At 38.8% G+C, this 25,140-nt stretch carries 24 protein-coding genes and 2 pseudogenes; 18 read left to right on the top strand and 8 right to left on the bottom strand.

Annotation, left to right across the window (positions count from 1 at the left end; genetic code table 11):
- Nucleotides 1-35: 35 nt before the first annotated feature.
- From rlmB to rpsI, 5 genes are all read left to right on the top strand, one after another.
- The gene (rlmB, locus tag BZG42_RS08365; RefSeq protein ID WP_155995754.1) at nt 36-764 is read left to right on the top strand and encodes a 23S rRNA (guanosine(2251)-2'-O)-methyltransferase RlmB; all 729 of its coding nucleotides are present in this window, start codon (nt 36-38) and stop codon (nt 762-764) included.
- Entirely contained in the window at nt 765-1,286 is a 522-nt protein-coding gene (locus BZG42_RS08360) for an NYN domain-containing protein (RefSeq protein ID WP_155995756.1), read from the top strand. It abuts the gene before it with no gap.
- The gene (locus tag BZG42_RS08355) at nt 1,283-2,146 is read left to right on the top strand and encodes a DegV family protein (protein ID WP_155972404.1); all 864 of its coding nucleotides are present in this window, start codon (nt 1,283-1,285) and stop codon (nt 2,144-2,146) included. Before BZG42_RS08360 ends, BZG42_RS08355 begins: the two co-directional genes overlap by 4 nt.
- 456 nt (nt 2,147-2,602) lie before the next feature.
- Nucleotides 2,603-3,049, top strand: coding sequence for a 50S ribosomal protein L13 (gene rplM / locus BZG42_RS08350; protein WP_024531760.1), 447 nt, complete (start codon nt 2,603-2,605; stop codon nt 3,047-3,049).
- Between the two features lie 19 nt (nt 3,050-3,068).
- On the top strand, nt 3,069-3,461 hold the full coding sequence (gene rpsI / locus BZG42_RS08345; protein ID WP_024531759.1) for a 30S ribosomal protein S9: 393 nt from the start codon (nt 3,069-3,071) through the stop codon (nt 3,459-3,461).
- A gap of 283 nt (nt 3,462-3,744) precedes the next feature.
- Here the strand turns inward: rpsI and BZG42_RS08340 are convergent, their stop codons facing one another.
- Nucleotides 3,745-4,899 (bottom strand): site-specific integrase, encoded by a 1,155-nt coding sequence (locus tag BZG42_RS08340; protein ID WP_155995758.1) that lies wholly within the window; start codon nt 4,897-4,899, stop codon nt 3,745-3,747.
- A gap of 49 nt (nt 4,900-4,948) precedes the next feature.
- Nucleotides 4,949-5,470: pseudogene (locus tag BZG42_RS08335) on the bottom strand (helix-turn-helix domain-containing protein).
- Nucleotides 5,471-5,594: 124 nt separating this feature from the next.
- Here BZG42_RS08335 and BZG42_RS08330 point away from each other — a divergent pair.
- From BZG42_RS08330 to BZG42_RS08290, 9 genes are all read left to right on the top strand, one after another.
- Complete coding sequence (locus BZG42_RS08330) at nt 5,595-5,879, top strand: DNA-binding protein (protein ID WP_065957486.1); 285 nt, start codon at nt 5,595-5,597, stop codon at nt 5,877-5,879.
- Nucleotides 5,880-5,891: 12 nt separating this feature from the next.
- Entirely contained in the window at nt 5,892-6,734 is an 843-nt protein-coding gene (locus tag BZG42_RS08325) for a phage replisome organizer N-terminal domain-containing protein (protein WP_155995760.1), read from the top strand.
- Nucleotides 6,735-6,746: 12 nt separating this feature from the next.
- Nucleotides 6,747-7,028 (top strand): DUF5962 family protein, encoded by a 282-nt coding sequence (locus BZG42_RS08320; protein ID WP_155972394.1) that lies wholly within the window; start codon nt 6,747-6,749, stop codon nt 7,026-7,028.
- Between the two features lies 1 nt (nt 7,029).
- Nucleotides 7,030-7,392, top strand: coding sequence for a plasmid mobilization protein (locus BZG42_RS08315; protein ID WP_155972392.1), 363 nt, complete (start codon nt 7,030-7,032; stop codon nt 7,390-7,392).
- A complete protein-coding gene (locus BZG42_RS08310; protein WP_155972390.1) occupies nt 7,389-7,751 on the top strand; it encodes a transposase in 363 nt (120 codons plus the stop codon). The genes BZG42_RS08315 and BZG42_RS08310 overlap by 4 nt, the downstream gene beginning before the upstream one ends.
- Before the next feature lie 302 nt (nt 7,752-8,053).
- Nucleotides 8,054-9,559 carry a class I SAM-dependent DNA methyltransferase gene (locus BZG42_RS08305; RefSeq protein WP_155972388.1) on the top strand — a complete coding sequence of 502 codons (1,506 nt, stop codon included), beginning with the start codon at nt 8,054-8,056 and terminating at the stop codon, nt 9,557-9,559.
- Nucleotides 9,549-10,751, top strand: coding sequence for a restriction endonuclease subunit S (locus BZG42_RS08300; RefSeq protein WP_159780116.1), 1,203 nt, complete (start codon nt 9,549-9,551; stop codon nt 10,749-10,751). The genes BZG42_RS08305 and BZG42_RS08300 overlap by 11 nt, the downstream gene beginning before the upstream one ends.
- Nucleotides 10,752-10,813: 62 nt before the next feature.
- On the top strand, nt 10,814-11,800 hold the full coding sequence (gene xerA / locus BZG42_RS08295) for a site-specific tyrosine recombinase/integron integrase (RefSeq protein ID WP_155972448.1): 987 nt from the start codon (nt 10,814-10,816) through the stop codon (nt 11,798-11,800).
- A gap of 13 nt (nt 11,801-11,813) precedes the next feature.
- Entirely contained in the window at nt 11,814-12,350 is a 537-nt protein-coding gene (locus tag BZG42_RS08290; RefSeq protein WP_155995764.1) for a restriction endonuclease subunit S, read from the top strand.
- Here BZG42_RS08290 and BZG42_RS08285 read toward each other — a convergent pair.
- Complete coding sequence (locus BZG42_RS08285; RefSeq protein ID WP_155995766.1) at nt 12,347-12,895, bottom strand: restriction endonuclease subunit S; 549 nt, start codon at nt 12,893-12,895, stop codon at nt 12,347-12,349. The two genes, BZG42_RS08290 and BZG42_RS08285, sit on opposite strands and share 4 nt — an antisense overlap.
- A gap of 124 nt (nt 12,896-13,019) precedes the next feature.
- Between BZG42_RS08285 and BZG42_RS08280 the strand changes: the two genes are divergently transcribed.
- Together BZG42_RS08280 and BZG42_RS08275 are read left to right on the top strand one after the other, a co-directional pair.
- Nucleotides 13,020-16,028, top strand: a complete 3,009-nt coding sequence (locus tag BZG42_RS08280; protein ID WP_155995768.1) for a type I restriction endonuclease subunit R — start codon at nt 13,020-13,022, stop codon at nt 16,026-16,028.
- Between the two features lie 20 nt (nt 16,029-16,048).
- Nucleotides 16,049-17,484: pseudogene (locus tag BZG42_RS08275) on the top strand (ATP-binding protein).
- A 95-nt stretch (nt 17,485-17,579) separates the two neighbouring features.
- Here BZG42_RS08275 and BZG42_RS08270 read toward each other — a convergent pair.
- Both BZG42_RS08270 and BZG42_RS08265 read right to left on the bottom strand, forming a co-directional pair.
- Nucleotides 17,580-17,987: a type II toxin-antitoxin system death-on-curing family toxin gene (locus BZG42_RS08270; protein WP_024533120.1), complete on the bottom strand. Its 408-nt coding sequence runs from the start codon at nt 17,985-17,987 to the stop codon at nt 17,580-17,582.
- Complete coding sequence (locus BZG42_RS08265; RefSeq protein ID WP_001100856.1) at nt 17,984-18,205, bottom strand: AbrB/MazE/SpoVT family DNA-binding domain-containing protein; 222 nt, start codon at nt 18,203-18,205, stop codon at nt 17,984-17,986. Before BZG42_RS08265 ends, BZG42_RS08270 begins: the two co-directional genes overlap by 4 nt.
- A gap of 621 nt (nt 18,206-18,826) precedes the next feature.
- Between BZG42_RS08265 and BZG42_RS08260 the strand changes: the two genes are divergently transcribed.
- Nucleotides 18,827-19,168 (top strand): metal-sulfur cluster assembly factor, encoded by a 342-nt coding sequence (locus BZG42_RS08260; RefSeq protein ID WP_024533119.1) that lies wholly within the window; start codon nt 18,827-18,829, stop codon nt 19,166-19,168.
- A gap of 474 nt (nt 19,169-19,642) precedes the next feature.
- On the opposite strand, the gene BZG42_RS08255 is transcribed toward BZG42_RS08260, so the two are convergent.
- On the bottom strand, nt 19,643-22,408 hold the full coding sequence (locus tag BZG42_RS08255; RefSeq protein ID WP_155995770.1) for a pneumococcal-type histidine triad protein: 2,766 nt from the start codon (nt 22,406-22,408) through the stop codon (nt 19,643-19,645).
- A 153-nt stretch (nt 22,409-22,561) separates the two neighbouring features.
- Between BZG42_RS08255 and BZG42_RS08250 the strand changes: the two genes are divergently transcribed.
- Nucleotides 22,562-22,681 (top strand): putative metal homeostasis protein, encoded by a 120-nt coding sequence (locus BZG42_RS08250; RefSeq protein WP_099773173.1) that lies wholly within the window; start codon nt 22,562-22,564, stop codon nt 22,679-22,681.
- A gap of 216 nt (nt 22,682-22,897) precedes the next feature.
- On the opposite strand, the gene BZG42_RS08245 is transcribed toward BZG42_RS08250, so the two are convergent.
- Together BZG42_RS08245 and ilvD are read right to left on the bottom strand one after the other, a co-directional pair.
- Nucleotides 22,898-23,284, bottom strand: a complete 387-nt coding sequence (locus BZG42_RS08245; protein WP_120172183.1) for a DUF6176 family protein — start codon at nt 23,282-23,284, stop codon at nt 22,898-22,900.
- A gap of 131 nt (nt 23,285-23,415) precedes the next feature.
- Nucleotides 23,416-25,131, bottom strand: coding sequence for a dihydroxy-acid dehydratase (gene ilvD, locus BZG42_RS08240; protein WP_155995772.1), 1,716 nt, complete (start codon nt 25,129-25,131; stop codon nt 23,416-23,418).
- Between the last annotated feature and the right edge of the window lie 9 nt (nt 25,132-25,140).

Below are 25,140 nucleotides of genomic sequence, written 5' to 3'. Positions count from 1 at the left end.
TTTGTTTATTGATTGTTCTATGTTATACTGAAATTATGGAACAAAATGACATAGTTTACGGCGTTCACGCTGTCACAGAAAGTTTGCAGGCCAATACTGGCAACAAACTGTACATTCAAGACGATTTGCGGGGCAAAAAGGTTGACAAAGTCAAGGCATTGGCGGCTGAGAAAAAAGTTTCGATTTCTTGGACACCGAAGAAAACCTTGTCTGAGATGACTGATGGGGCGGTTCATCAAGGCTTTGTCCTACGTGTATCTGAGTTTGCCTATGCGGAATTATCTACGATTTTGGAAAAAGCAGAGCAGCAAGACAATTCCCTCATTCTCATCTTGGATGGCTTGACCGATCCCCACAACTTTGGTTCAATTTTGCGGACGGCTGATGCAACAGGAGTTTGTGGGGTCATTATTCCCAAGCATCGTGCGGTTGGAGTTACACCCGTTGTGTCAAAGACCTCGACAGGTGCGGTTGAGCATGTACCAATTGCTCGTGTGACCAATCTCAGTCAGACCTTGGACAAACTCAAGGAAGTTGGTTTTTGGATTTTTGGGACGGATATGAATGGTACACCATCAACTAAGTGGAATACCTCTGGCAAACTAGCTCTCATTATTGGTAACGAAGGCAAGGGAATTTCAGTTAATATCAAAAAGCAGGTAGATGAGATGATTACCATTCCCATGACTGGTCATGTCCAGAGCCTCAATGCCAGTGTAGCAGCTGCGATATTGATGTATGAAGTATCCCGAAAGAAGATTTAGATGAAGGAAAAAATTCTTATCGTAGATGGCTATAATATGATTGCCTCCTGGAGATCAACAAAACAAGACTTTAAAAAAGGAGAATTGGATGCAGCTAGGACTAGCCTTCTTCAAACATTGTCCAATTATGCTTCCTTTGAGAATTTAGAAATTATCTGTGTTTTTGACGCCCACCATGTTCCAGGCTTGCGGCAGCAATATGATGAGTTTAATGTGTCGGTTGTCTTTACAGAAGAGGAAGAAACTGCAGATAGTTATATCGAGCGCTTGAGTGCAGAGTTAAATCAAAACCACCGAAAACAAGTATCGGTAGCTACAAGTGACCTTAACGAACAATGGGTTGTCTTTTCTCAAGGTGCCTTACGGGTATCTGCTCGTGAGTTGGAAGAGCGGACACAGGTGGTTAAAAAGGATTTGGATAAGTTTGTAGATCGGGTAGAACTTTATACTCCGCGTCTGAATCCATGGTCAGATAGAAATTTTCAAGCCTTGAAAGAAATGATGGAGGAAATGAACGAGTGACGTTTAGAATTGTAACAGACTCAACCTCGGATTTGCCGACTGGTTGGGCGCAAGAGCATGGCGTAACAGTGCTGGGTTTAACCATAAATCTAGATGGTAAGACCTATGAAACGGTTGGAGATAACAGATTGACTAGCGATTTCCTATTAGAGAAGATGGAAGCAGGAAGTCAACCAACAACCAGTCAGGTCAATGTTGGACAGTTTGAAGAAGTTTTTCAGGCAGCAGCTAAAGCTGAAGAAGCTGTTCTTTATTTGGCTTTTTCAGCAGCTCTTTCAGGGACTTATCAAAGTGCAGTCATCGCCCGAGATATGGTTTTGGATCAGTATCCAGAAGCAGTCATTACCATTATTGATACAAAGGCAGCGACTATCGGTGAGGGCTACCTAGTGATGAAGGCTGTCGAAGCGCGTGCTATGGGAAAGAGTTTAAAGGAAACGGCGGCGCTTATTGAAGAATTGAGTCCACGTCTACGAACCTATCTTTTGGTTGATGATCTCAATCACTTGGTACGCGGTGGTCGCCTGTCTAAGGCAGCAGGGCTTATCGGTGGTTTGGTTAATATCAAGCCCCTGCTTTCTCTTAATGCAGAAGGTAAGCTGGAGCCTATTGCCAAGATGCGCGGACGTAAGAAAGGGATTAAGGAAATGATGAACCTTACCCTAGATAACTTAGATCATTCAACTGTCATGGTAGCTTATACAGGTGATTTGACAGCAGCAACAGCTATAAAAACTACCCTTCTTGAAGATCATCGGGTTTCAGAAGTGATTGTGACTGAGCTAGGACCTGTTATTGCAACCCATACAGGGACAGGTGTTCTAGCTATTCTATCCATTGGATCAGAAAAAAGATCCTAGGGAAAGTTGCCTTGTGTGGTAGGGGAGTTAGCCAATACTTCTTTGGTATACTCTCTTGCTTTTATTTTTTTTTTGCAAAATAGCAGAGCGCTATTGTTGGTTGAGGTACTATAATTGATTTTATTTGACCAATCAACGGGAATGGTTATCAGGAAATAAGGCAGCAGATTATTCAATGACCATGATGACTAGGAACGGTAATGTACAATCTTCGGATGATGATGTGAAGGAATGGAAAAATCAAAGGAGGAGCTGTAAAAATTGTTTTTAATTGGCAAATCTGTTATTGCTAAAAAATAAAAAAAGTAAAGTAAAATATCTTGACGAGCTCCCCTATATTTGATAGAATGGTAGATGGTATTGTTTACCCCATTTGAAAGGCCCCGGAACCTTCCAAATATCCGCGGACCGGAACATCCGCCTTAGTAAACAAAAACGATTCGTATAGGAGAAATCATGAACAAAACAACATTTATGGCTAAGCCAGGCCAAGTTGAACGTAAATGGTATGTGGTAGATGCTACTGATGTGCCTCTTGGACGCCTTTCAGCAGTAGTTGCTAGCGTTCTTCGCGGTAAAAACAAACCAACTTTCACACCTCACACTGATACTGGTGATTTCGTTATTGTCATCAACGCTGAGAAGGTGAAATTGACTGGTAAAAAAGCAACTGATAAGGTGTACTACACTCACTCATTGCATCCAGGTGGTTTGAAATCAATCACTGCGGGTGAATTGCGTTCTAAAAACGCTGTTCGTTTGATTGAAAAATCAGTTAAAGGTATGCTTCCACACAACACACTTGGTCGTGCACAAGGCATGAAGTTGAAAGTGTTTGTAGGTGGTGAGCACAATCACGCTGCACAACAACCAGAAGTACTTGATATTTCAGGTCTTATCTAAGGGAAAGGACGTAATCTAAATGGCACAAGCACAATACACAGGTACTGGTCGTCGTAAAAACGCGGTTGCACGCGTACGTTTGGTCCCAGGTACTGGTAAAATTACAGTTAACAAAAAAGATGTAGAAGAATATATCCCACGCGCTGACCTTCGTTTGGTAATTAACCAACCGTTTGCAGTAACTTCAACACAAGGTTCATATGACGTTTTCGTAAACGTTAATGGTGGTGGTTACGGCGGTCAATCAGGTGCGATCCGTCACGGTATCGCGCGTGCATTGCTTCAAGTTGACCCAGACTTCCGCGATTCATTGAAACGTGCAGGTCTTCTTACTCGTGACGCTCGTATGGTTGAACGTAAGAAACCAGGTCTTAAGAAAGCTCGTAAAGCGAGTCAATTTAGTAAACGTTAATCTGTTGGTCAGATTATCGTCTATCTCAAACACTCCTCAGATTTGGGGAGTGTTTTTGTGTCTAAATTGACGGCACAATTGACGCAGCTGTTGCGGCTTTAGGCGCTTACAGATGCGGCTGCAGAGCTCGTCAGAGCCTGCCTCAAAACGTTAATGTATCAACATTTACAGGCACTTTGCAAGTCACTTGCAAGGTGCCTTTTTTGTGGAAAAGTGGGCTTGGTAATCCTTTTGGTAATCTCTTAAGACCTGGTTAAATTTAGTTGGAAAAATAAAGCTAGGGTTATTTAGCTTTATTGAAGTATTCAGCGAATGTTGTAATGGACTGTTTTTCACCAGCTTTTGTGGCATGGCTATAGGTATCCAGTGTCATTTGGCTACTAGCGTGTCCTAACCGTTTAGCAGCATTCACAGGATCAACTCCCATTTCAATCATCAAGGTTGTGTGAGTGTGTCTAAACCCATGTGGGCTAATCTTTTTAAGATTATGCTTACGTATAATGCGTTTTAGAATATTGTTGATGTAGTCAGCGTGAAGTGGCTCAATACCACCTGTTCTTGTGCAGTAAGTGAACATAAAATTATCTTCTATGGAGAGAGGTGCGATATGTAGCTGGCCTTTCTCTTGGATAGATTCTTGTTTCCACTTATGAAGTATGGTACAAGTCTCATCGTCAAGGTAGATTGAACGTACAGAAAATGAGTTCTTCATGTCTTTTTCAACGGCATGCCCATCTATCCTACCCAGGCTTTTATTGATGGTTAGTAATTGGGTATCTGGATTAAAGTCTGACCATCTAAGAGCATACAATTCACCTTTTCGTAAACCACTATAAGCTAATAGTCTGAACAAGGCATAGTGTTTATAAGGTTCATTTTCTAAAATGATTGTCAAAAACTGCTGCAACTCACTAACTGACCAGAAATTTTCGCTGGCAGTTTTTTTGATTTTAGGCATAATCACCTTGCTCATTGGATTGCGTTCAATGAAATTCATGTTGACGGCAAATTCAAAGATTTTTGAGGTATATGACTTGATTTGTTTCATATTCTTGAATGACTTGGCCTTATCTGTAATAAAGGTTTGGTAATCCAATGGACTAATTTTTGAAATCTTTTTCTCCCCAAAGATTGGTAGAATATGAAGGCGATATAAGTCAGCAGTTTTCGCAGCTGTGGTTGCTTCCACAGTGTCTTTGTAGGCTTCGTACCACTTTTGATATAACTCTTTGTAGGTAAATGATACCTGCCTGGAAAGTTGAACAAAAACTCCAGAATTCAGTTGGTGAGTTATAGTTGTTTCATGTGCTTTTGCAGCTTTGCGAGTTTTGAATCCTCGCTTGGTGTAATACTTTTTCTTACCATAGTCGTTTAGACCTAGGTAAATTTTGACAAAATAGGTGGTTCCTTTGAGGGATTGGTATTTATGAATTGACATAACAGTTCTCCGTTTCTAAGTTTTCGGAGCTTATGTAATTGAGAAACTGTTAGTTTATTTTTTTTTCGCGATCTGTTCGTCTAATCTGATACTCTTCTGTTTGGGTCCAGATTTTCCAAAGATCTGATTCACGATTTTGACTGTTCATGTGTTTGGTTAAATGCTTGATAAATGTCTCTTCATAATCAACCAAGTAACCTGATAAGAAACGTCTAAATTCATCTGAGAACGCCTCATTTAGGGGCATAGATAGATGAATTTCACCAAGCTCGATACTTTTTAAGCCTATCCATATCGCTCTTAAAAGGGGTTACAGAGGTGATTTCTGATGTCTTGAAACTATCTGCGACGATTTTCAAATTAGATGGTGCATTTTTATCATCATCTAGACCTAAAATATAGGCTACTGAAACACCAAAGTAGCCCGCAAGTTTTGGGCATTTTCTTTTTTAGGTTTCCGTATACCTTGATTGTAGCTAGATAATGTGGAATAAGATATATCGAGTATTTCACTAATAATTTTTATTTTTTTGCCACTTTCTTCGATAAGTTTGGCGATATTATTGGTTATAAGTAACCTCCTCTTAGATATTGCAACCACATTCAATACAAAAAGTATATATAATCTAAAATGTATAAAAAAATATACAAATTTCGGAGTTTATTTAATTGAAAAATGGAAATGAGGTAACGATATGTCAGAAGAAACGACTTTGGTTGTCCAACTTCCTAAAGCACTAGAAAAGCAATTACGAGCTCACTATGATGAGATGATTGCAACAGCAGTGGAGCGAGCTTTAGAGGATAAAGAACTCTATAAACCGATGGTGCGAATGGCTGCTTTGGCAAGATGGTTAGATGTGTCCACAACCACTTTGCAAAAATGGACACGTGAGGGTATGCCAACTATGGTGATAGATGGTGTAACTCTCTACGATAAGCGGGCTGTGACACGCTGGCTGAAGCAATATGAAAGATAAAGAGGCACATTTATGAGTGGTGTTCGGTGGATTAAGATTACAACGGATATTTTTGATGATGAAAAGATTCAGTTGATTGAATCAATGCCAGAGGGTGATACCTTAATTGTTATTTGGTTCAAGTTGTTAGTCTTAGCGGGCAAACAGAATTATAGTGGCGTACTAGCTCTAGGCGATAAAATCTTTTACACTGAAGAAATGCTGACGACAGTTTTCAGGCGAAAAGCTACGACGATCAAATTAGCCTTAAAGACCTTTGAACAATTTAGAATGATAGCCTTTGTAGATGGTACTGTCACCATTCCTAACTGGGAAAAACATCAGAATATTGATGGCCTTGAGAAAATTCGTCAGCAAACTAGAGAAAGGGTAATACGCTTTCGTCAAAAGCAAAAAGCGGTGGTCAATGGTAAAGAGCAGTTAAAACTGGAATGTAACGTTACAGAAGCGTTACCTGTAACGGATGGTAACGGTCAAGTAACGCAACAGATTAAGAACAAGAGTAAGAAGGAGAATAAGACTATACTGGATAATAGTTCTAGAGAGACTCAACCTTATATCAAACCTGAATATTATTCGTTGCTACAAGTCATTGCAGACAAGTACAACGAAAAGTTTATTTATCCTTACAATTATAGTCTGACCCATCAACAAAAGATGCTAATTGGTCAATTTTTGAGTGATGGCTACATGACAAGTGATGAGGTTCTGGCTATGATTGATAGGATTCCAGAAGATGTAGAATCTCCCCTAGCTTATCTAATCAGTTCCATGGAACGGTTAAAGGAGGAGAGGTTGTTAGAAGCGAAAGCCATTGCCCATGAAAATGCTAGAAGAAAGTATCAAAAGAAATAGAGGAAAGAAGAAATGACGGATTATTATCAACTTGAGAACATGCTGGTGGCTGGTTTTAAGTCGCAAGATGAATTTGAACGCTATCAAGAGTTAAAGCAAAACTACGAAGCTGAGACGTTGGATTATAGCTTTTCAGTCAGAGAAATTGTTAGTCAGTTGGAAGTTATTATCGAAACCAAGGAAAATGACTTTCCAGATTTGGAATTGGGCTTGCTACATGACTATCAATCCCTAGTGGAATGTTTACGAAAGCATGATGATGCTCAGGCGGAATTTTATGAAAAGAAGGTGTAGCATGGCTGACCGTTATCGAACAGTCCTGAAAAAATTCTATATTACTGAATCGCAGAATCAAATCTTAAATGAATTCATAGGTTATACAGGTCTCGGAAATTTTTCCAGCTATACTAGGAAAATGTTGTTCAAGAAAAAGCCTATTGTCGTGATATTTGATGAAACATCGTTTGAGTCATTGATATTTTCCTTGAGGAGAATTAAGAATAATTTGAAGCAGTTGGCAAGGATTGCAGAACAATCTAAGAATAGTCAAGCCATGCGAGCTATGGGATATAGTGTTCAAATGATTGGAAAGTATGAAAAAGTGTTACTCAAACGCCATAAACAGAAGAAGGAGAGGTTGCTATCAAAAGTGGATTGAGGAAGAAGAGGATCAAAAATATCGTAAAGCAGGTCTTTTTGACGGAAGAAGAAAATGCGAGATTGCTAGCTCTGATGTCGGAGGAAGAGGAGACAAACTTTTCAGCCTATGCCAGAAAGAAACTATTTAACAACGAGCTAGAATCATGGACAGTCAGTTTTCCTGAGTATGAGCAGTTGACAGAGCAATTGATTCAAATTGGTCGCTCAATCAATGTCATTGCTAAGTTGTCAACGCAGGTTGGAATGATTTTGCAATCGGATTTTATAGAGCTTGGTCAGTTGGTGACTCGATTGATGGAGGCGGTGGAGAAAGAAATTTCAGTAATACCCCAAAAGAAGTCCCGAAAAAGTGAATAAAACCGTTGGCAGCAGCCAGCGGTTTTATTGTGTTCTTCTGAAATTCAGTTGCCTAGCAATGTCACCCCCGTATTTAACCCGGGACAATGAGAAAGGACTGAGAAACTTGGGTTTAGGTCTTTGCGAGCTCAGATAGTGTATACACACTATCGCAAAAAATCCATCACCAAGAGTGAGCAGACAGCTCCTTTAGGTGATGGATTTTAACACTTGGGGCAAAGCCCCAAACCCCTTGAGAAATGGTTAGAGATAGCGTTAGAATATGGTATAATGGAGGAAATACAATAGTTCGGGAGTGAAAAATGGCAAAAACAAATACAAGTGCTAATATTGGTTTTGAAAAGGAGCTTTGGGCTGCAGCAGACTCTTTACGAGGTCATATTTCAGCGGCTGATTATCGCAAAGTTATTATTGGTTTGATTTTCTTAAAGTACGTTTCCGATTCATTTACGATTAAATATAATTATCTTCTTAAGGAGGGAGAGGGTTTTGAAGAAGACCGTGATGAATATATATCTGAAAATATATTTTTTGTCCCTATAAAGTCTCGTTGGAATTATATTGCAGAGAATGCACATTCTCCAGAGATAGGTATTATTCTTGATGAAGCTATGCGTGAGATTGAATTAGAAAATAAATCTTTGGCAGGAGTTCTTCCAAAAGTTTATGCTACTCCTGATTTAGATAAGCGAGTTTTAGGGGAAGTAGTTGATATTTTCACCAATATTGATATGTTCGCACATGGTAATGAAAAGGATTTATTAGGGCGTACTTATGAATATTGTTTGGAACAATTCGCTGCTTATGAAGGTAAGAATGGCGGGGAATTCTACACGCCAACAAGTATTGTTAAAACAATAGTTGAAATTCTAAAGCCTTTTAATGGTCGTGTGTATGACCCAGCTTGTGGCTCTGGTGGTATGTTTGTGCAGTCAGAAACATTCGTTGAAAATCATAGCGGGAACATAAATAACCTTTCCATTTATGGTCAAGAGGCAGTGGCCGATACGTGGAAAATGGCTAAAATTAATATGGCTATCCGAGGTATTGAACCTAATTTCGGTCCTCATCATGCAGATACATTCACCAATGATTTACACCCAACGCTTAAGGCCGACTACATTATGGCAAACCCTCCTTTTAATTTGAAGAAGTGGGGGGCAGATAAACTAGCAGATGATGTACGATGGAAATATGGGACTCCTCCAGAAGGAAATGCCAATTATGCATGGATACAGCACATGATACACCACTTGGCCCCCAATGGAAAAATTGGCCTTGTCTTGGCTAATGGATCGTTATCATCAATGCAGGGTGGCGAGGGAGATATTCGCAAAGCCATCATTGAAGATGATTTAGTTGAAGGTATAGTGGCACTTCCAGCTCAACTCTTTTATAGTGTGACCATCCCAGCTTGTCTCTGGTTTATTTCTAAAAATAAAAAACAAAAAGGTAAAACGGTTTTTATCGATGCCAGAAATATGGGACACATGGTTGACCGTAAGCATAGAGATTTTTCGGATGAGGATATTCAAAAGATTGCTAAGACGTTTGAATACTTTCAAGAAGGGACATTAGAAAATGAGAAAGGTTTCTGTGCTGTCGTTGATACTAAGGCCATTGCTAATCAAGACTATATCCTAACACCAGGTCGTTATGTTGGTATTGAGGACAAGGAAGAAGATAGTGAACCTTTTGAAGAAAAAATGGAACGGTTGACAGTAGAACTCTCTGAAATGTTTAAACAGTCCCATATTCTAGAAGAAGAAATCAGACAACGATTGGGGGAGATTGGATTTGAAATATAAGACAAGTCCTTTTGGAGAAATACCTAGCCACTGGGAAATAAAAAGCATAGAAGAAATTGCTGAAGTAGTGACGGACTATGTTGCTAATGGAAGTTTTACAGCATTAAAAAAGAATGTTCAGTATCTTTCGGAGCCTGATTATGCTGTGTTAATTCGGCTTGTAGACTTTAATAAAAATTTTTCAGGTGAATTTATCTATATAAATGAATCATCGTATGATTTTTTAAAGAAGAGTCAGTTATTTGGTGGTGAAATTATTATTTCTAATGTTGGTGCGAATGTGGGAACTGTATTTAAAGCTCCTAATTTGAATATAAAAATGGCTTTGGCTCCTAATTCGGTAATGTTAAGAACAAAGTATTGTGACGATTTTTATTTTCATTGGCTAAAGAGTAAATATGGTAAACATATGATTTCCACTATCATATCTGGAAGCGCTCAACCAAAGTTTAATAAGACCGAGTTTCGGAAAATGTTAGTTCCAGTCCCGCCGATAGACGAACAACGGAAAATAGCAGATATTTTGAATTCGTATGACCAAAAAATACAACTTAATAAACAAATAAATCATCATTTAGCAAATCAAGTCTCTGCACTTTATAATGAATCTGTTGAAAATCAAAATACTAGATACAAAACTATTGAGGAAGTAACTATAGAAACTAGTCATAAAGTATTATCTTCTGAATTAAGTATTAGAAACTATATTTCAACTACCAATATGCTTCCAGGAAAATCTGGAATAAACTATTCTGTTAGTTTGCCAGAAATGTCATTAGCAAAAAAATTCCAACCGAATGATATATTAGTCTCAAATATACGGCCATATTTCAAAAAAATTTGGTATTCTGATAGAGTTGGGGGACATTCGGCAGATGTAATCAATTTTAGAGCTAATACTGATATTATAAGTTCTGAGATACTTTGGGCATATCTCTATCAAGATAGTTTTTTTGAAGCAGTCACAAAATCATCAAAAGGGACTAAAATGCCTAGAGGAGATAAAGGCGCCATTTTAAAGTTCAAAATAGGAATCCCTGAAAACTCTCATGAGTTGACACTGACTATTCGCCCCATGATAACTCTGATGAGTGAAAATAGTAGACAAAATGAAACTTTGGAAAAATTAAGGAATCGATTACTTCCCAAACTTTTATCAGGCGAACTTTCTGTCACTCAAGCCACTAAATGATGATTTATCTTCTCATCTCCTTCATACTGTATAATAAAAGATATACGAAAGGTGGGTAAATGATGAAAGATAGACTGATTACTAAGATTGTGACTGATATGGAGAAACAATTAACAATCAAGCAATTAGAGAATTTGCAAGAAGTTCTAAAAGCAGCGTTGATTAATGTTGAGTTCGCAGAAGTTCGCTCGGTCAATGAACAGGAAACAAATAGTCAATTGCTAGAGATTTTTATTTCTGCGAAGAGAATTGAAGGTTGTAGTGAGAAGTCCTTAACTTACTATCGAATGGTAATCGAAAAATTGCTTGTCAAGTTAGATAAAGCTATTCGTGATTTAACAACTAGTGATTTACGAACTTATTTGGCTGATTATCAAAAGGAGAGGAAGTCTAGTAAAGTAACCATTGATAATATGCGTCGCATTCTCAGTAGTTTTTTCAGTTGGTTAGAGAACGAGGACTACATTCTCAAAAGTCCTGTTCGCCGTATTAACAAGATAAAGACAGATAAGATGATAAAAGAAACCTTTTCTGATGAAGGGCTTGAACTTTTGAGGGATGCTTGTGACGAGATTAGAGATTTGGCCATGATTGATCTACTGGCCTCGACAGGGATGCGGGTTGGTGAGTTAGTGGGATTAAATAGAGAAGATATCAATTTCTATGAGAGGGAATGTGTTGTTTTTGGTAAGGGAAATAGCGAGCGAATTGTTTATTTTGATGCTAGGACAAAAATTCATCTACTTAACTATCTTGATAGTAGGACTGACAACAATCCAGCTCTCTTTGTTTCACTCTCTTCCCCCCATGACAGACTTTTGATAGGTGGAGTGGAGACAAGGTTGAGACAATTAGGGAAAAAAGCAGACTTGAACAAGGTTCATCCGCATAAATTTAGACGCACTCTGGCAACAAGAGCTATAGATAAGGGCATGCCCATTGAGCAAGTTCAGCATTTGTTAGGGCATGTCAAGATAGACACAACCATGCACTATGCCATGGTAAATCAAGCGAATGTTAAAAATTCGCATCGAAAATATATAGGGTGAGGAGAATTAAGAAGTGAGTAATTGGAAGAAGGTGAAACTTGGTGATATTATAGAGTTCAATCCAACAGAGCGCCTATCTAAAGGAACTCTTGCTAAAAAAATAGCAATGGAAAAAATAGCGCCATTTACTCGTGATATTCCTGAATTTGAATTATTAGAATATAAAAGTGGAACTAAATTCAGAAATGGGGATACACTGATGGCGCGTATTACACCAAGTCTTGAAAATGGTAAAACAGCGAAAGTGAGTTTGCTTGACGAAGATGAAGTGGGGTTTGGCTCAACAGAATTTATCATAGCTAGAGCTCAAAAGGGTATCAGTGATGAGAATTTTATTTATTATTTGATGATGTCTCCAAATGTGAGAGATGTTGCCATTAAGTCAATGGTTGGAACTTCGGGAAGACAACGAGTACAATTAGATGTAGTCAAAAATTATGAAATTCTATGTCCCCCTTTGGACGAACAAGTCCAAATTGGTAAAATTTTAAGTGTAATTGATGATAAAATTGAGAACAACAAAAAGATAAATCATCATTTAGTGGCTTAAATAGACAAATTTCCTGATAATAGTTTAGGAAGAAGTTCATCTCTTATTTGAGTTAGTTTTTGAATTTGATGTAAATTCTCTTTGAGATTCAATAATAATGGAGAAAGGGAAATTCCCAGTTCTCTAAATAGACTCTTATTATAAGGTATCTCGAATTCATAAGCTACACTAGGTTTCGTTCGCTGTCTACTGTTAGTCGTTCCAGTACTGCGAGCTATAAAGCAATCCTGAAAATTTTGGCTATTGATAATGGCAAATAAAACGGCTTGCTCAAGTATATCTTTTCCTGCCAAAGAAATAAATTCTGTGGAGCATACACTAAGTAAGTCATCGTTCGTAAATGGTATCCATACCCTCTTTGTTGCCGGATTAAGCTTTGAAACTAAGACTGAATACTCTTTAACAACATTTTTATTGCTTTTAATATTATTCGTGTCATCGACTATTGGGTATTGATTAACATCAAATGCAGGTAAACTAAAGTGATATACTTTCTTTTCATTTGTTTTAGATGGATTAAAGGTAGCTGTCTTGGTATCAAACAACTCTCCAAGTCTCCTCGTTTCTAATTGATCACCACTCTCAATAAACATCAGGTAGATTGTGTTTATTATCTCTTCTAAATGATGATTTATTTACCACCATACTTAATCCAAGAAAGGATTTGTTATGAAATTTAGTGAAAGCCAATTTGAAAATGCTATTTTAGACATTTTTCAAAATCAATTAGGTTACGACTATTATTATGGCCCTGATGTTGAAAGAGACTATCGTGATAGTCTCTTTCGTGGTGTGCTTGATGTGTCGTTGGGACATCTAAATCCAAACCTACCCAGCACTGCTATTGATTTGGCTATCAATAAGTTGCGTGATTTTGAAAGTGGCACACTTTTGCAGAAGAATAAGACATTCATGGATTATCTCCAAAATGGGGTGCCTGTCACTTATGTTAAAAATGGTGAAGAAATTTCAAGTATTGTTTATCTAGTTGACTATGACAAACCAGGGGCTAACAACTTTATTGTAACTAATCAGTGGTCGATTGCCGAACATAGTGAGAAGCGACCAGATATTATTGTCTTTCTGAATGGTATTCCTGTAGTGGTTTTTGAACTTAAAAGCCCGTCACGTGAGGAGACAGAAGTTTCAGAGGCGTATAGTCAACTCCGAAACTACATGAAAGAAATCCCATCTCTATTTTATTATAATGCTTTTTTGGTTATGAGTGACATGGCGACATCAAAGGCGGGCACTATAACGGCTGGAGAAGATCGCTTCATGGAGTGGAAGACGACAGATGGTAATTACGAAGATACACAGTTGGCGAACTTTACAACTCTGATCAAGGGAATGTTTGTCAAAGAACGTTTGCTAGACATTCTTAAAAACTTTGTTTGCTTTTCTGATGATACTAAAATTTTAGCAGCTTATCACCAGTATTTTGCTGTAAATAAAGCAGCTCGTTCAACTTTAAAAGCAACCGAGACAGATGGTCGTGGTGGAGTTTTCTGGCATACACAAGGTAGCGGTAAGTCCCTTTCAATGGTTTTCTATGCTCATTTGTTAGATAAAATCCTGCAGTCACCAACGATTGTTGTCCTAACGGATAGAAATGATTTGGATGATCAATTATTTAAGCAATTTGAACGTTGTCGTCATTTTCTACGTCAGACTCCAGTACAAGCAACAAGCCGTCAACACCTAAGGGAGTTATTGGTAGGCAGACAGGCTAATGGCATTATTTTTACAACCATGCAGAAGTTTGAAGAGTCATCGGAAGCTTTGTCGGAACGACATAATATTGTTGTCATGGCAGATGAGGCCCACCGTGGTCAGTACGGTTTAGAAGAAAAAATAGACCCAAAAACTGGTAAGGTTAAAATTGGAGCAGCACGCATGATTCGTGATAGTCTTCCTAATGCCACCTATATTGGCTTTACAGGAACACCTATCTCAACCAAAGACAAGTCAACAACAGAAGTGTTTGGGGACTATATTGACATTTATGATATGACACAGGCTGTTGCAGATGGTTCAACCCGACCTGTTTACTACGAAAGTCGCGTGATTCACCTCAACCTAGATGAAAAGATTTTGCAGAAGATTGATGCCGAGTACGATGTATTAGCTAAACAAGCTGAAGAATCTGCTATTAGTAAGAGTAAAAAAGAACTTAGTCGCTTGGATAGTGTTCTAGGTGCTGAGCAGACTATTTCAGCACTAGTGACAGATATTATTAACCATTATGAAGAACATCGTGAAAACGAATTGACTGGTAAGGCGATGATTGTCGCTTATTCGAGACCCATTGGAATGAAGATTTATCGTAAGATTCTTAATTTGCGTCCTGATTGGGGAGAAAAAGTCGGTGTTGTGATGACCTCTAATAATAAAGATCCCGAAGAATGGCATGATATTATCGGCAATAAAAAGCACAAAGAGGAGTTAGCCAAGCGATTTAAGGGTGATAATAGTTCTTTCAAGATTGCTATTGTTGTTGATATGTGGTTGACTGGTTTTGATGTTCCAAGTCTTGCGACTATGTATGTTTATAAGCCCATGTCTGGTCATAATCTCATGCAGGCTATTGCACGTGTTAACCGTGTCTATAAGGATAAAGAGGGGGGATTGGTCGTTGATTATGTTGGTATAGCCTCGGCTTTGAAACAAGCCATGAATGATTACACCAATCGTGATAAGGGAAATTTTGGCGACACCAATATTGCTACAACAGCTTATCCAAAATTTCAAGAAAAACTCGAAGTGTGTCAAGACATGTTCTTTGGTTTTGATTACACAGCTTTTAAAGATTGGGGCGCAACCAATCTTATGCGTGCAAATGCGATTACAGGAGGTGTTAACTTTATCACTGGTAGAGATAAGGATAGGGAAAGTTTTTTACGTGAGGCTAGTTTGTTGAAACAAGCCTTGCAACTATGTCGTTCCCTATTAACAGCAGAAGAGCGCTACGAGGCAGCTTATTTCGAAGCTATTCGGACAATATTAACTCGCATTGTTAATCCAAGAAAACCTTTATCGGTTAAAGAAATAAATGCAAGAATCAATGAATTGCTTAAATCAAGCATCAAGAGTGAAGGTGTTATTAATTTATTTGCAGATTCTGAAAGAGATTTTTCACTATTTGACCCTAAGTTCTTGGACGAAATTGCAAGGATGAGAGAAAAAAATATTGCGGTTGAGTTATTAAAGAAATTGATACAAGAGCAGGTTCATATTTACAGGCGGACGAATGTTGTTCAATCTGATAAATTTTCAGAAATGCTTTCCAGAGCTATGAAAGCTTATCTAAACGGTATGCTGACAAATGAAGAAGTTATCGAAGAACTAAAACGTATGGCTTCTGAAATGCGAGCGGCGAGTGATGTTGGAAACAAGTTGGGACTGAGCCAAGAGGAAATAGCGTTTTATGACGCCATCACCAAACCAGCTGCCGTTAAAGATTTCTACGACAATGCCCAGCTAGTTGCATTGACGCGTGAGCTGACGAATGAATTGCGGAGAAGTCGTACGATTGATTGGCAGAAAAAAGAATCTGCACGTGCTAATATGCGACGTATTGTAAAGAGGTTGTTAAGAAAATACAAGTACCCTCCCGAAGGACTTGAAGATGCTTTGTCCACAGTTATCATCCAATGTGAACTGTGGGTAGATAACTAACTATCACTCAGGAGAATGACATGAATCAAACCCTATCCCACTACCAATTCTCACTAGAAAGCCAACATTTGGACAGGAAATCCGCCCGAAAGAAGCCGTCTGAACTTCTTAAACACCTGATTGTCTTTGCTAATGCAGATGGTGGTCAGCTGGTCATCGGTATTGAGGACGACAAGCAGAATAACATCATCACTGGCTTCAAAGATGGCAGATCTTATCCCATAGACGATTTCAAAAAGATTGACCGTGAGATGCGTGATACTCCCCTCTGGATTTGTCATTTGAAGAAATCTCTGTGGTTAATCATAAGGGGGAAGATGACCTGATTTTGGTTATCTCAGTTGAATTATCTTCAAACCGAGTGATTGCTGCGCCTAATGATGAGGTTTACCTGCGTCAGGGTGATGAGACTGTTAAACTTAGTTATGAACAACGAACTCAACTCAGCTATGATAAAGGGCAGCGTTTCTTTGAGGATGAAGTTGTGGCTGACGCAACCTTGGAAGACATTGATGATAGTCTGGTACAGGATTTCAAGAATCGATTTGATATTTCAGACCGTTCTACGGAAGAAATTCTCAAAGCTCGGCGTTTTCTGGTCAATGGAAAATTGACCAAGGCAGCTATCTTGCTTTTTGGTAAATACCCGTCAGCCTTCTTCCCTCAAGCTCGTGTTCGTTTTCAGCGGTTTGATGGCACGGACATGGGGACAGGGACTAGCTTTAATGTCATCAAGGAAGCAACCTTTGATGATGCTCTACCAAGCCTGATTATCAAGGCTCGTGATTTTATTCGTACCCAGCTGCGTGAGTTCCAATATCTGGATGACAATGGGCAATTTCAAATTTTGCCTGAGTATCCAGAATTTGCCTGGTTTGAAGGTGTTGTCAATGCTGTTACTCACCGTGATTACTCTGTCTATGGGGATCATATTCGTGTGCTGATGTTTGATGACCGACTGGAAATTCATAGCCCAGGGAAATTGCCAAATATCGTCACCGTTGACAATATCAAGCATGAACGGTTTTCAAGAAATCCTCGAGTTGCCAGAACCCTGACAGAGTTTGGCTGGGTCCGTGAAATGAATGAAGGTGTTAAACGGATCTACTCTGAGATGGAATCAGCATTTCTTCATGAGCCTAAATATTCAGAACCAGGTAATAAGGTGGTTTTGACCCTTGAAAATAACATCGTGAGTCGACATCTCCGAACACGAGATAGTTTAGAGAAACAGTTTACTGACTTTGGCGACCTCAATGCTGATGAGCAATTACTGGTTCACTACATGTATAATTCAGGCGAGAAGATGACTACGGCCAAAGCGATTGAAATTACTGGTAGAAGCCGTAAATTTATTGTAAAAACTATGAAAAACTTACAAGAATTGGGCATCCTTAATTGGTACGGCGCAAACAAAAATGATAGAAATCAGTACTATACTTTGGTTGACAGATAGTTTATCCTTTATGAAGTAGGATACAGTAGGATACAGTAGGATGCAGTAGAATACAAAAAGTGGTCTTCAACGAAAAGTTGACAACCACTTTTTAATTATAATTTAGTTATATTTCCATCTTGCTTGAGGAAGTGAATAATTATTTTCTTTAAATCTTCAAAATCTCCTTGAAAGGTAGCAATTTCAATTGTCTTTTCAAGTCCATCACTTAGTGAGAGATGGGACTGATAGCCATTCATTGCTAGAAACATATGTAAGGCAAGAACGGCAGTTCGTTTGTTGGCATTGTAAAAAGGATGTTTCTTAATCAAATTTATCCAGATAATAGCAGCTTTACTGTAGATATCTGGATAGAGAACTTTGCCGAAAATCTCTTGTTTAGGCTGTTCAACAATCATTTGAAGACTGTTTGGATCAGCAATGCCAACAGGTTCATTAGGAGAATATTTACCAATAGCCATGACATTGATTTTGATAATATCTTCAGCAGTTAGATATCTCATCTATCCACCAATTCTTTCAAAAGCTCATCGTACTGGTTCATGGCTTTTTCTAGTTCCTTATCAAAATCAAATTTTGGCTCAGCTTTACGAATGATGACGTTATTTCCCGAAGTGACAAATTCGATTTCTTCTCCAATTTCTGCTCCAAGAGTCTCTTTTATTTTATTGGGAATTGTAATGACAGTACTATTTCCTGTTTTTCTCAAGATAACATTCATGGTTCCACCTCCTTTTGTATATACATTATAAAACGAACTTACAAAAAAGTAAAGTGAATACATATTGTTCCTCAACTACATCAGCTCCGAAAACAGATTTTTGGTAATCTAATGGTAATCCATTGTTTGTAGGATTAGGTTATAAGTGCTTATTTTCAATGGAAATGAAGTTAGAAAGCTTAATTTAATAGACTTTTACAAATATTTAATTTTTACAACCCAAAACCAGGTCTTAAGAAAGCTCGTAAAGCTTCACAATTCTCAAAACGTTAATCAAAACGTTATGGGGACAACCTTTGTGCCAACTTTTTGGTTCAAATTGGTTCAAATGTTTACTCGCTTAATGAGTTCAATAAGTTTAAGGCATCAGCATCTTGCTGGTGTTTTTTTGATGCCTTGCCAACTATAGTGGGTAAACTTATACTGAAGTATCAGCGATGCATCAACGCTTCAAAGCACTTTACAAGAAGTTATAAGGGATTTTTATTGTCAATTTTGCTTTTTATTTATTGAGCAATTTCTCTTGGAATCGCTGAAATATTCAGAATTTACAAATTTTTCTTGAAAATGTACAAAAAATATGAGAAAATGATACAAACGTGGAGAAAATAAGAAGAAATTATGCGAAAAGATATTCAGATAAACGATCGAGCACAGGCCTTATCAGATCAACTGGTAGAAGTTTTGGAGTCCATTTATGATCCGGAGATTGAGTTAGACATATACAATTTAGGACTAGTGTATGAGATTCATCTAGATGAGACTGGGCTGTGCAAACTAACTATGACTTTTACGGATTCAGCATGTTCCTGTACAGATACCGTACCAAACGAACTTGTGGCTGCTTTAAAAACGATTGAAGGTATTGAAAGTGTTCAAGTAGAAATTGTTTGGTCTCCCGTATGGAAGATGACCAGAATTAGTCGTCTGGGAAGGATTATGTTAGGAATTAGCCCTAAATAGAAAAGTTAGTTTGACTGTTAAGGTCAATCAAATTTGAAGGAGCATCACTTGTTTCCAAGGATAGTCCGATAGAGGTAGTTTTTAGAGTCATTATTAAATATAAAAAAGGGCTAGCGTGCTCTTTTAGCTTGGTCTTTCATACAAAAAAGAGAGAACGAAATGTTGCTCTCCCTAGGCATTGTTTTTTGATCTTCACAGTTGATGTAGTCAGTTCCAAAAAAATCTGAAAACAACCTGTTGAAGGTTGGAAATAAAGTGATTGGAGTCCGTGTTAAACAGACACCAATGAGGGTAGATAGGGCGATTTCAAATAATATCAGTTGTCTAAAGCAGTAAGGAAATGAAGTTTCCTTGTTTACCAAAGTAATAAAAGATAGATCAAGTGATAATCAATAACTGAGTATTAGGAAGCATTAAACGTACTGAACAGCTTATCCTTCTAGCTAGATATAAAATCATATTTACGAGTAGTTGTTACCATCCGGTTCCCCAATCGTTAGCGGCTGTATTGTTTGTACTATTATCAGCTTTAATGTGGGGTTCAATCTGAGTTTTCAAGCTCTGTAATTGTTCATACAGTTCTTGTAGATTTTTGGATCTAGCCTTGAATTGTGCTTCCAAGTCATCAGCCTTATTCAGCAATTCAACTTTTAAAGTAATAGGTGTTGTCTCAATCTTGCGGCGGTTATCAGTGATAAAATCAATAATAGCTTCAATTTGGGCTACTAATTCTGGATTGGCAACTGGGACAGGCGTTTCCGTGGCAATAGTTGAGTCTTCTGAGGATGACTCTTTTTCAGGGATTTCTGAAGAATCAGTGCTTTTCTCAATTTTCGCTTTCAACTCTTGAGCGCGCAAGAGGAGTGCATCTTTATCAGAAGTAGTTATTTGAAGGAGGTTCTTGAGTTCTTCTGACTCAGCTTCAAGTCTAGTTCTTGTATCTCCTTCAGAAAGAGCAGTGATTGCTTCTTGAATTTGAGATAGCAACTCAGTGATACGAGAGACCAGTTGATGTTGTTTGATGTCAGCTTGACGGTAGGAATCTTTAATTTTTTGTTTTAGATTGGTCAGAGATTGTACACTGGTGGAATCGTTTTTTAGAGCGTCTTGGATTGCGGTTTTGAGTTCGCTTGTGAGTCGATTGTCATTTTCGTTGGCTTTTAAATATTGCTTGAGATCATCTACTTGCTTTAGAGCAGGATTGCTAGCTGTTGTTCCGATGTGGATCAACTCATCCTGAATGGCTTGTAGTTCTGAGATAGTTTTAGCATCGTAGACTTGGTTGAGCAATTGTACACGTTTTAATAAATATTTATCTTCATTTAATCTTAGGATAGCAGCATGAACTTGTTCTTTAGCTGTTTCAAAATTGCTACTGTCATTAACTGTTACAGAAGGAGCTATTGCCTGTTCAAGATTAAGTTGGTGTTCAGCAGCAAATTGAAGAAGGTGAACCTTCAGAGTAGCAGGTGTTTCTTGGCGATAACCAATGCTTTCCTTGAGACTTTGTAACTTGGAAAGAGCTTTGGAATACTGTTCATGTGCTTTTGGTAGAGCATCTTGGATTTTTTGAACTAAGGCATCAACATCAGCCCAGCTGGTATCAGCTTCAGCAGTTTCTACTATTGTAACTGGGACAGTAGTCAATTGGATGTACTTCTTATCAAAATCATCCAGAATTTTCAGGTATCCTTGTGTGGAATTAGTCGCCCAGTCTAAACCATTTTCAAAATCTCTGAGAGCTGCTTTGATGCGACGTAATTGTTTTGGGTCATCCTGAAAAATCGTTTTGGCTGATAAAATGAGTTCTTGAACCTTGGTGCGAACGATTTTGCGATCCAGTGGACCAGCGATATAGCTGCCATCTAAAGCTGGGATTTTGTGCTTAATGTAATCGCGCCAGCCCGGACTTTTAATCTTGTAAGTGTGGCTATGATCTCCGTGAGGAACCGTCATTGTACCATCTTGAATGATGATACTTGATGGATCAACATGTAGAGTCTTAGCTAGGGTTGTCAATTCTGCCTCAAAGTCAGCTTCAGGGTCATCACTAATTTTGGGAATGACAATCTCGGAAATAGCCATTCCGTGTGTGTGATCTTCATGTGGCCAAATCAAACTATCACCTTGTACCTGAATCCTTTCGGGATCAATTCCGTAGAGCTGAGCAATGTAGTTAATTTTGTCTTGTAACTCTTTATCATTATTTTGAGGAGCAATCGGCTCTGTTTGTATTGGTTTAGTAGCTGGTTTTAACGGAATAGGTATGTTAGTGTGTCTGTGATTGAGGTCCGCTTCAACACTGGCTGCGGTTGGAAACTGTCCGACAATAACTTGAGAAATTGGCAGGGCATGTCTATGGTTTCCGTGTGGATAAGTGAAATAATCGCCTGCAATCTGAATGTCGGAAATGGCTAGACCGTACATCTTAGCCATATAAGCACGTTTGGCTTCAATACTATTATTAACATTTACTGGAGAAGTTCTAGAATAGTTATCGGTTTGCTGACTTGGAATTGTAGACTTGCTGGTGTGAATTTGTTGGCGACGTTGATTCCAATAAGATTGTGCGGTAGTACGTTCATTTTCAGATAAGTCTGATTTTGGAATGTAATGCAGATGATCCTTATGCCGAACAACAAAAGCATTCCCTAGATCTTCGATTATATCGCTTGGTTTAAAGATATAGCCGTCGTCTGTCGTGTAACTTCCATCAGGGGAAGATTTGTCGACTGGATGGTTAGATGTTTGCTGTCGCTGATGGTCAATTTCTTCCTTGCTACGTATGTGATTTTGCTTACTATTTTGTTTTAGATAGATATAATATTGTCCGTTAACCTTGATGATATAGCCATCTTTAATGGTGCTTATAATATGACTCTCATCTAATTTATAAGTAGGGTCTTTTATCAGGAGTTCTTCGCTGAAAATTGCATCAAATGGTACTTTTCCATTGTAGTAGTGAAAGTGGTCTCCATGAGAGGTAACGTAACCCTCGGCTGTTATCTTGACAACAATTTGCTCTGCGGAGATACCTTCATCCTTGGCATCTTCTTCTGGATTTTTGGGGGATGTTTTACTGGATGATGCACCTTTTTTAGTAACTTTTTGAGAAACATAATCTACAGAAGATTTGACTTCCCTTCTCCCGTTAGCAATTCCTAGTTGATAAGCTATTCCTGAAGTTCCAGCTAAGGTAGCTAGAATGAGACTACTATAAAGTAATTTTCTTTTTTTCATTTTATCTCCTTTTTGTAAAAAAGATTAACCAGTTAAGTAATCAAGGTTATTTTACAGCTTAATCAATAAACTGTCAATAGATTTTTTCAAAATGCTTGACTGGTTAATTAAAATAAGGTAAACTATATCTTATCAGAATTTTTGGAGGTCATCATGGCAGAAAGATTAGATTTATCCAGTGCATATCGCAAACTGAAGAGTCCCAATATTAAAACACGCAAGCGAGCTTTGGCAGTTATCCAAGCTCATAAGCGTCAGAAAAAAGGGAAGTAGGAGAAATCCTATCCGGATTGAAGAGAAAGTTCATTTTGGACAAGATCTTCAGTCTTTTTTTTGCAATCAGTAGCAAAAGCTTTCCAGAAACGTTGGAATAATAGCGTTTCTAAGAGTTGAAAAATGAACTATACTACCGTAGAACTTTCGAAGTTATTAAATGTTCAAGGGGAATCCACGTTCTGAGAGTAAGAAAATGAGCTGCACAGTTGCAGCTCATTTTTTATGGGACTCATCGTATTGTTTATCTAATTCTTCCATAGTTTCATAGATGGGCTTGGGAATCATAACGACCTGTGGTTTGAGGTCTACCATGCCAAAGCAAGGGTCAATGCATTCTTTCCAGTATTCCAAGTGTTTTTTATCAACGTAGGACTCAGAATTTTCAACTTCCATTCCTCCCTCAGCTTGAACTGAGTACCAGTAGAGATATTCATTGCCGTCTAAAACTTCACGAAAGATAGTCTCGATATACATTTTCTCACCTTCTAAGGTTAATAGCGTGTCTTTCATGTGATCGTTTAAAAAGTTCATCCATTGATCAACAACGGCTGATTTGCCTTCCTTGACACGAAAGCGAGATAATTCAACATGTAATTTCATTTTGGATTTCCTGTTCTATTTTAGTAAAGTAAAATCAAAAGTAGCTTTTAAGGAGCAAACTGAAGATGCTCAATGAGATGAGTGCTTATCAAAATAAGTGGATACCATACGGTCTTGGTTTTCCAAGAGTATTATTTTTTGCCCGTTCGTTCTGGTCGCCAAAAGTCTGTAACGGCTCCTTTTGAGGCAGAAGATACGGTATGAGCGTATTTGCCAAGAACCCCACGAGAGTAGAGTGGGGGGATAACTGTTTCAGCCTTGCGACGTTCAATTTCCTCCAAAGAAACCTCCATCGTCAATTCCTTAGTATCTTGGTCAATAAGAATAGTATCTCCATCGCGCAAGTAGGCAATTGGTCCTCCGTCTTGAGCTTCTGGTGCGATATGGCCGACAACGAGACCGTATGTACCACCAGAGAAACGACCGTCTGTTAATAAAGCTACAGATTCGCCCTGCCCTTTACCGACTAAGATAGAGGAAAGGGAAAGCATTTCAGGCATGCCAGGCCCGCCTTTTGGACCGACATAGCGAACAACTACTACGTCCCCCTCTACAATCTCATCAGCTAATACAGCTGCAACCGCAGCTTCTTCAGAATCAAAGACACGAGCTGGGCCGATATGGCGACGGACTTTCACCCCAGAAACCTTAGCAACTGCACCTTCTGGAGCTAGATTACCGTGGAGGACAATCAGTGGGCCATCTGCACGTTTGGGGTTATCCAATGGCATGATGACATCTTGTCCAGGAGTCAGGTCGGGTGCGTCAGCTAGGTTTTCTGCAATGGTTTTACCTGTGCAAGTCATACAATCACCATGTAAGAAACCATTCTGATAGAGGTATTTCATGACAGCCTGTACTCCGCCAACATTGTAGAGGTCTTGAAAAACGTAGCGACCAGATGGTTTTAAATCGGCTAAATGCGGAACTTTTTCTTGGAAGGTGTTGAAATCTTCCAGTGTCAATTCGACATTAGCAGCGTGAGCCATGGCCAATAAATGTAAGGTAGCGTTGGTTGAGCCACCTAAAGCCATGACGACAGTTATGGCATTTTCAAAGGCTTTGCGGGTCATAATGTCAGATGGTTTGAGGCCTAATTCTAACATACGGACAACTGCGCGACCGGCATCTTCAATATCAACCTTTTTTTCCATAGACTCAGCTGGATGTGAAGATGAACCAGGTAGACTCATTCCTAGAGCCTCTATAGCAGAGGCCATGGTATTAGCTGTATACATACCGCCACATCCCCCTGGACCGGGACAGGCATTGCATTCCAGTTGGCGCACTTCTTCAGCAGTCATATCACCATGGTTCCACTTGCCGATACCTTCAAATACGGACACAAGATCAATGTCTTTACCATCTAAGTTTCCTGGGGCAATCGTTCCACCGTAGGCAAAGATGGCTGGAATATCCATGTTTGCAATAGCAATCATGGCTCCGGGCATATTCTTATCGCATCCACCAATGGCGACAAAAGCATCTACATTATGTCCTCCCATAGCTGCCTCGATTGAATCTGCAATAATATCGCGTGAAGTTAGAGAAAAGCGCATTCCTGGAGTTCCCATGGCAATTCCATCGGCTACCGTAATGGTACCATATTGGACTGGCCAAGCACCGGCAGATGTGACTCCTTTTTTAGCTATCTTTCCAAGATCATGAAGGTGAATATTGCAAGGTGTATTTTCTGCCCAAGTAGAGATCACTCCCACAATAGGCGATTCAAAGTCTTTATCCTGCATGCCAGTTGCTCGAAGCATTGCTCGGTTGGGTGATTTGACCATCGAATCATAGACGGAGCTACGATGACGAAGTTTTTTTTGTTTACTTAGGTCTGTCATGATACTTCC

It is taken from the genome of Streptococcus sp. DAT741, assembly GCF_009866825.1.
In the GTDB taxonomy this organism is placed as follows: domain Bacteria; phylum Bacillota; class Bacilli; order Lactobacillales; family Streptococcaceae; genus Streptococcus; species Streptococcus ruminantium.
Note: the sequence above shows the minus strand (reverse complement) of the source record. Positions and strands in the feature narration are given on the sequence as shown.

What these genes read in the sequence shown, in the direction of transcription:
- rlmB (WP_155995754.1), top strand. Translation starts at nt 36, where the DNA reads ATGGAACAAAATGACATAGTTTACGGCGTTCACGCTGTCACAGAAAGT.
- BZG42_RS08360 (WP_155995756.1), top strand. Translation starts at nt 765, where the DNA reads ATGAAGGAAAAAATTCTTATCGTAGATGGCTATAATATGATTGCCTCC.
- rplM (WP_024531760.1), top strand. Translation starts at nt 2,603, where the DNA reads ATGAACAAAACAACATTTATGGCTAAGCCAGGCCAAGTTGAACGTAAA.
- rpsI (WP_024531759.1), top strand. Translation starts at nt 3,069, where the DNA reads ATGGCACAAGCACAATACACAGGTACTGGTCGTCGTAAAAACGCGGTT.
- BZG42_RS08340 (WP_155995758.1), bottom strand. Translation starts at nt 4,899, where the DNA reads ATGTCAATTCATAAATACCAATCCCTCAAAGGAACCACCTATTTTGTC.
- BZG42_RS08330 (WP_065957486.1), top strand. Translation starts at nt 5,595, where the DNA reads ATGTCAGAAGAAACGACTTTGGTTGTCCAACTTCCTAAAGCACTAGAA.
- BZG42_RS08325 (WP_155995760.1), top strand. Translation starts at nt 5,892, where the DNA reads ATGAGTGGTGTTCGGTGGATTAAGATTACAACGGATATTTTTGATGAT.
- BZG42_RS08320 (WP_155972394.1), top strand. Translation starts at nt 6,747, where the DNA reads ATGACGGATTATTATCAACTTGAGAACATGCTGGTGGCTGGTTTTAAG.
- BZG42_RS08315 (WP_155972392.1), top strand. Translation starts at nt 7,030, where the DNA reads ATGGCTGACCGTTATCGAACAGTCCTGAAAAAATTCTATATTACTGAA.
- BZG42_RS08305 (WP_155972388.1), top strand. Translation starts at nt 8,054, where the DNA reads ATGGCAAAAACAAATACAAGTGCTAATATTGGTTTTGAAAAGGAGCTT.
- xerA (WP_155972448.1), top strand. Translation starts at nt 10,814, where the DNA reads ATGAAAGATAGACTGATTACTAAGATTGTGACTGATATGGAGAAACAA.
- BZG42_RS08280 (WP_155995768.1), top strand. Translation starts at nt 13,020, where the DNA reads ATGAAATTTAGTGAAAGCCAATTTGAAAATGCTATTTTAGACATTTTT.
- BZG42_RS08270 (WP_024533120.1), bottom strand. Translation starts at nt 17,987, where the DNA reads ATGAGATATCTAACTGCTGAAGATATTATCAAAATCAATGTCATGGCT.
- BZG42_RS08265 (WP_001100856.1), bottom strand. Translation starts at nt 18,205, where the DNA reads ATGAATGTTATCTTGAGAAAAACAGGAAATAGTACTGTCATTACAATT.
- BZG42_RS08260 (WP_024533119.1), top strand. Translation starts at nt 18,827, where the DNA reads ATGCGAAAAGATATTCAGATAAACGATCGAGCACAGGCCTTATCAGAT.
- BZG42_RS08255 (WP_155995770.1), bottom strand. Translation starts at nt 22,408, where the DNA reads ATGAAAAAAAGAAAATTACTTTATAGTAGTCTCATTCTAGCTACCTTA.
- BZG42_RS08250 (WP_099773173.1), top strand. Translation starts at nt 22,562, where the DNA reads ATGGCAGAAAGATTAGATTTATCCAGTGCATATCGCAAACTGAAGAGT.
- BZG42_RS08245 (WP_120172183.1), bottom strand. Translation starts at nt 23,284, where the DNA reads ATGAAATTACATGTTGAATTATCTCGCTTTCGTGTCAAGGAAGGCAAA.
- ilvD (WP_155995772.1), bottom strand. Translation starts at nt 25,131, where the DNA reads ATGACAGACCTAAGTAAACAAAAAAAACTTCGTCATCGTAGCTCCGTC.